A 6320-nucleotide genomic window follows, 5' to 3' on the forward strand; every position below is an offset into this window, starting at 1 on the left:
GACTGAAGCTCTCTATATATGAAGCGCACGCGCACGCACACACACGAATGTCTCCATATACCCGAGCCTTGGGTCGCTTCAGTCGCTGTCCTGCCCGTTGTACGCCTCTGACCTGCAAGTTTCCTCCAAGCCGGCAGAGTGATCAGGAGATAGTTCAGTAGCTCGACTTCAGTCGCTACCCTGGGCCCCTCCCTTGAGCGGACATTGAGTGTTCATGGAGTGCTGCCCGACCCGGGCTGGGTCCGCCCCTGCCGTCGCCAACTCCACGGACGGGCCGGAAAAGGGGATCGCCTGCTCGGGTCGTCCCCGGCGACATGGTGGTCGAGCACTGCCCGGGGTCACCCTGCTCCCCACTGTCCTCCCGGGGCCGGGAGTATTTCGCAGTGATTTTCGGGTACTTGAAACGGCCCGACGCCGCGGCAGGAAGGGGGCTTGTCGCCCTACCGGGTTGCTCTAAGGGTCTCTGACCCCCTGAAGGCGCTTAGAGGTCGAACTCCAGGTGTTCGACGTCTGTGAACCGGACCTCTTCCAGGCTCCCGGCGCGGCGGCCGCCATCTTGGAAGTACACCTCTTTGAGGGCTTCGGCCGCGATCTCCTGGAGCCGGGAGTCGCTGACGCCGGCCTCCTGGGCGTCGAAGAGGCGTGCGGCGTAGCGGGGTGGGAGGGCGATGGTGAGGTGTCGGGTGCGGTCTTGGTCGGTAGTTCCGATGGGTGCGGTGTAGCCCATGCGGGCGCGGGTGTCGATGACGATGCCGCCCGTGGACGCCGCCTTCGCCTTGGCCTTGGCGCGGATCTGTGGCTGCCAGCGCTTCTTCACTTCGCGTTCCATGCGGGTGGCGAGGTTCTTGCGGGGTGTTTTGATCTGGTCCTTCACGTACCGTTCGACGGTGCGCTGGGAGATGCCGAGCAGTTCGGCGACGGCCTTCGTGCCCTTGTACTGCTTGACCAGGTACCGCATCTGTGCGCCGGCGCTCTTGGGTGCCGGGCGGGTGAACACCTTCTGCACCGCTTTGTCGAGGCTGTCCCCGAACATGCTCATCGCCTGCCCACTCCCCTACTCACCGCTATCGACATCGGTGACGGTGCCGTCCTTGATGTACCGGGCGAGGTTGAGCTCCGGCGCGTTGAACCGCTCGCGGACCTCCTCGCCCCACAGCACGCTCTGGGTGCCCTCGTGCTTGACCAGACCCGGGTTGATGCCGAGCTTGAACCCACCCGGCAGCGGCTTGCCTTCCTGGTACGGCAGGAAGGCAAGCGGGCTTTCGCCGTCGGCGGCGTAGACGACGCAGTCGGACAGGATCGCGACCGGGTACTGCCCGGTGAACGCCGCGTGCTTGACGACCTTGCGGTGCAGGTTGACCCGGGTGCGGGAGATGACCGCCGCGCGGATGTCCGGCCGCCACGTCGGACGGGACAGCGCCCGCCACGGCTCGCCCGGCCGCCAGCCCTCACCGCGCGGGCGCTCGCGCAGCTTGCCCAGGCCGCCCTTCACCGTCGCCTTGATCGCCGAGCCCACGATCGTGAGCTCCGGGTCACGGCCCTTGTAGTTGTCCATCGCGGCCAGGAAGCCCGCCGGCTCCGTGTCGGTGTGGACGCCGAGGTCGGCCATCGTGGCGAGGTAGGCATCGCGCAGCCGGTTGTACCAGGCGTCCAGGTAGCGACCGTTCTCGTACCGCACCCACGCCTCGGTCGGCGTCACGTCGTACCCGAGCTCCGTCGCGTACGCCACCGTGGGGGTCGCGTACCAGGCCGGGCCGGTCGGACGCTCGCCCTTCGGCGTGAACGGGGAAGGCAGCAAACTCGCGTCCAGGTCCGCCCACTTGTCCTTGCCGACCTTCACCCGCGACAGATCGACATGGGACAAGTCCACCAGCCACGAGCCGGGCAGCTTCGGGTCGAACACCGGGTCCTTGACATGCGTCGGCGCCCCCAGACCGACGTACAAGCCGTTCGCGCCCGCTGCGAACGCCATGTTGACGTCGATGCCGACCAGGTGACGGCGCATGCATTCGGCGTCGGTCATCGGCCGCGCCCAGTCGTACGCCTCCTCGAACAGCTTCTCCGCCGGGCCGCGCACATGGAAGCGCGGCAGATCCTTGAGAAGGGGGTGCCCGTCCGGTGCCTCGCACGGCGCGCAGTCCACCGGGTCCTTGCCCAGACTGCCGGGGTTGTGCTCCGAGGTGCGCTTGCCGTCCGCGTCCAGCTCGGACGCCCGAGTCGCCGGGTGGAATGCGGTCATCAGCTCCAGCCCGGTCACCGCGGTCGACCCGCGCGGCGTCATCACCCGGGACGCGTACACACCCAGCACCCGGGCGAGCTCCGCCGGCGGAAGCTGCCCAGCAGGGCCCCAGTGACGGGTGTCCAGTGCGTGCCACGACGGAATGCACAACTGCACACAGGCCCGCTCCGAACCGGTTGCAGGACGGTAGATCCGCGCCCACGGCCCGAACCCACGCTTCGTCAACTGCCAATCAGCGCGGGTGAGCTGTTTGATGGCCTTGTGGCCCTCCGGCAGACGCCCGGCGAGCCGCTCCTCTTCCGAGAGCACGAGGGGCAGGCCGTAGCGCTCCAGCGCGGCCTCGGTGAGCACCAGCAACGGATCGGCCGGCTTCCCCGGACCGGACAGCTTCGGCGCACCGAGCTTCGCCTCGCGCAGGGTCCACTCCACCAGAGAGGGCAGCGACTTCGCGGGTACGTCCAGGACCAAGCCACCGACGCAGTACGCCAACACCTTTCCGTCGACGTCGACATCCAAGACCGCCAGCGGCCCGTTCTCAAACCGCGCATCGACCGCGGCCAGAGCAGCGACGGGCTTGGCCATGGCCCTCTTCATGGCTGGACGCCTCGACGTCGACGGCCTGGCACCGGGCCCCCGGCGGGCCTCAGGCGCCGGAGCCGGGGCCTGTACGGGCTCGTCGACGGGCGCGGTGGTCGAGCCAGCGGGCGCCTGAGGCGGCTCGGTGACACCAGGCAGGGAAGACACAGAAGCGGTGGTACCGGTCAGCGTCTCGGGCACCGGCATCGACAAGGAAACGCCGGTGGTGGCCGGATCAGGGACCGGGTAGAGCTCGGCCAGCTTCTCCAGCAGACGCGCGTACGCCTCACGCTGCGGCGGCCGCGGCTCCGTCTTCCCCGACTCCCACGACACGATCGTCGGCCGCCGCACCTTCAACGCCGTGGCGACCTGGTCCTGAGTGAGGCCATGCGCTTTGCGCAGCCGCTCCCGCTCACTCGGCGGGGGAAGCGGGGACTGCCCGGCAATCAGGGCGTCAACCGCGTCGAACAACTCGGACAAGGAACACCTCCTCCAGACAAGCATAGTGCGAATCAGGCATACTGCGTACTACTGCCGTACTTCTCGCGTACATTCGTCGTACCCCGGTCGGGGGCAATCGAGGACGCGTCGTGGACCAGGTCACGCTTCTTCTCAGTACTGATTGTCGAGTACTGCGAGGAGCGCCCGAAACCCGCGGGCTCGTTTCCGGGACATCCCCAACACAATGGCTTCGAGGAAATCGCGTCCCTCAAGCGGCACTCCGCAACATGCCCACACGCCACAGCCGTCACCATCCTGGACCCATAGCCGGCGGTACGGGTGCCGCACGAAGCATCGCCAGTTCCGGAACGCCGTTTCGGCGACTCCTGGCCAGAGGTAGTTCCTGCTGCGCTCGATCCTCGCGATCTCTGCCAGCGCGCGCGAAGACAAGCCTGGGACGGCAGGCCGTCTGTCGTTCTGAGGCCGGTGCCTCAACTCGGCACGGACCCGGCCAGGCCGCCTACGCGGCATGACCCTTTCTGCTGAGGCGCATGAGGCGATCATGGCAGGTCTCATGACTGGAAAACCAGCCTCAACCCAGATGCCCCTATACCTCAAAGGGACATGGTTCATGGCCCTCCCCCGAGCCGTGACCAGCCCATAACCGTTCAGCAGGCTGTCGCCGTGAAGGCTGCGATCGCCGGTCGCGGTGTGGCCACGGCTCGCTGTTCGACCCCTCGGCCGTTCTGGTCGGCTGTCGCTGGCTGTTCCCGACCGCGGGTATAGTTCGCGAGCAACCTCTTACTCAGGCACGTAGGGCCCCGTCTTCTGGCGGGGCCCTACGCTTTGCTGCGTTACGCGACCTGGAGCTTGGGCGACTGTCCGCCCGTGGGTGGTGCGGCCGCGTAGGCCGGGAGCTTGAGGTTGGGCAGCTCGCCTGCCTTGATGCTGTGCAGCGTGTGCCTGAACGCGGCTTCCATCGCCTCCTGGCTTGGGTACTTCGCAGCCAGAGGGTGGAGGCGGTAGGAGTTACCCTTCCGGGCTTCACTCTGGTGCCGGAGCACGAGGTTGAGGTCGCAGAGGGGAGCTATCAGGTTACTCACGGCTTGCGGCGTGATGTTGTACTCGCGCGCCATGTCCTTCTGCCGCACGGGAAGTTGTCCGCCGAAGTCAGACCGGAAGACGAGGTACTGGAGGAACTTCGTCGCCGCGCCAGAGACCGGGAGTGCCCAGATCCGTTCGGCGACGATCGGGGACATGACCTCAGGCATCAGTACGCCTTTCTCGCTGTCGCTTGTGCGGATGGTCGTCTACCCGCCACATCACCCGGCGCGCTCCCCTCTGCCGTAGGCGTCGGAGCCAAAGTCGAACTCCTCCTGGTACGGCCGTTCGGGTCCGACGTTGTGGGGGAAGGCTTCCGGGTCGCTGCCGTGCTCGTGGGCGATCTCGGCGAGTACTTCCTGCTGTGACGTGCTGTTGCCTTGGAACCAGAGGGTCACGTTCAGCCGGATCCTGCCGTTGCCCACCCTTTCCACCCAGTGGTATTCACACAGGGCCTTGATGGCGCGGTTGACCGTGGGCCGGGTGATCTTCTTTGCTTCCGGCTTCTGGGCAGCGAGCTTGTTCAGACCATCGGTGATCTCCTGCTGTGTGTACTCAGTGATCCCGGTGCCCGGCACTTGCCCGCCGGCGACGAATAGGAAGACGCACAGCTGCGACTTGGTGATGGAGTTGGCGACCGAGAGCTGGGCCAGGAGCTGGGTGAACCAGTTGCTCGCCAGACTGTATCCCGCGGTCCCGGCCATGGTGTGGACGGAGCGGGCGTCCGTCTCGTACTCGAACGTGACGCCTTTGAGTTTTCGTCGACTTCGAGGCTCCGTTGCCTCTGTCGCGTTGCCCAGCTGCTTGCCCAGAACGCTGAGGATGTCGTTGAAGACAGCGTCGTCCGGGGTAGCTGGTACGGCTCGTGGCCTGCCCGATCGCGATCGGGCAGGCGGTTCAGATAGCACATGACCTCCTTGTTACTCAGGCGCTGCAGACCCTATCCGAAAACTCAACCAGGGCTTGTTTTTTGGTGCAGCGGCGCGCCGCTGAGGGTGCCGAGGCGCTCAGTCGCCGCACACCGGCCACGAAACTCAACGACTGCTTGACTTACGTGACGCACACACGCCGTTAATCAACCCACGGTTGATTTTGCGTGCCGCAGTAGCAACACATTCAGGAGCTCCACGACCCCACTCGAAGCCGACATCCACGTGGATCCTGTATCGCTCTGAGCAGGGATGATCGCCACCCGTTCCGTGGAGCCTAAAAGACAACGACTGCTTGTCTTTCAGCGCAAGATGTGCCAGCGAGGTACACATTTCACCGACCGGAATGTGTCGCCCAGGACACCTTCGATCTCGGATACCCACAGGTCAGAAGCCTAAAACGGGGTGGGCTCTCTTACTAAAGACCCAGCGTCGCGAACCCGCAGGGCATCCTGCTCGGCTTCCGCAGCTGACGCAGTCGATGTCCCCAACTCCGTTGGCGACCCCTTGCTGCGAAACTTTCCCGTGCCGGCCGTAAAGCTCGGCCACGGAAAGCCAGCCAGGACGCAGGGATAGCTGCTCGGTCAGCCGCAGGGGCTACCTGAGCCGTCCAGCTGATCAGCCATGTCGTCATGCTTTCAGCGAGCACAGCCGGTAGTCGCCAATGACGAGTGACCCATCCGTCGGGGCACCGCAAGCCCGCTAGGGCTGAGGAGCTACCGACCCATTGCGGTCTGAACACACCTCAAATCCGCAGAGAGCGAGTATCCGAGGCATGGCGACGCGAGCCAGACATCCAGGGCTCAGACGTCTGCAACCGCCTGGTTGACGAGTCCCGACTGTGGATAGCAGGTCAAAATGCAGGCCAACCTCCAGGGGGGACGTCACTCTCGTTCGGAAAATCCTCCAGTGCAAGGCTTGATAGCTCTACCAGAGTTACTAGTGTGATGCGCCTGAAATCCCCAGTGTTAGACCTGCTTGGTTGTGTGGTGGTCGGGCCTGACCTTGGCGAGGTAGTCGGCGAGGGAGTGGAG

General features: G+C 65.5%; 4 protein-coding genes. All 4 read right to left on the minus strand.

Features of this window, described 5'->3' with window-relative positions; genetic code table 11:
• Nucleotides 1–481: 481 nt before the first annotated feature.
• Entirely contained in the window at nt 482–1039 is a 558-nt protein-coding gene (locus tag ABZ348_RS33675; protein WP_358939661.1) for an XRE family transcriptional regulator, read from the minus strand.
• A 15-nt stretch (nt 1040–1054) separates the two neighbouring features.
• The gene (locus ABZ348_RS33680; protein WP_358939663.1) at nt 1055–3295 is read right to left on the minus strand and encodes a helix-turn-helix domain-containing protein; all 2241 of its coding nucleotides are present in this window, start codon (nt 3293–3295) and stop codon (nt 1055–1057) included.
• An 815-nt stretch (nt 3296–4110) separates the two neighbouring features.
• Nucleotides 4111–4527, minus strand: coding sequence for a hypothetical protein (locus ABZ348_RS33685; RefSeq protein ID WP_329028342.1), 417 nt, complete (start codon nt 4525–4527; stop codon nt 4111–4113).
• A 51-nt stretch (nt 4528–4578) separates the two neighbouring features.
• Nucleotides 4579–5061, minus strand: a complete 483-nt coding sequence (locus ABZ348_RS33690; protein WP_358939665.1) for a hypothetical protein — start codon at nt 5059–5061, stop codon at nt 4579–4581.
• Nucleotides 5062–6320: the final 1259 nt, after the last annotated feature.

It is taken from the genome of Streptomyces sp. NPDC005963 (assembly GCF_040638655.1).
GTDB lineage: Bacteria > Actinomycetota > Actinomycetes > Streptomycetales > Streptomycetaceae > Streptomyces.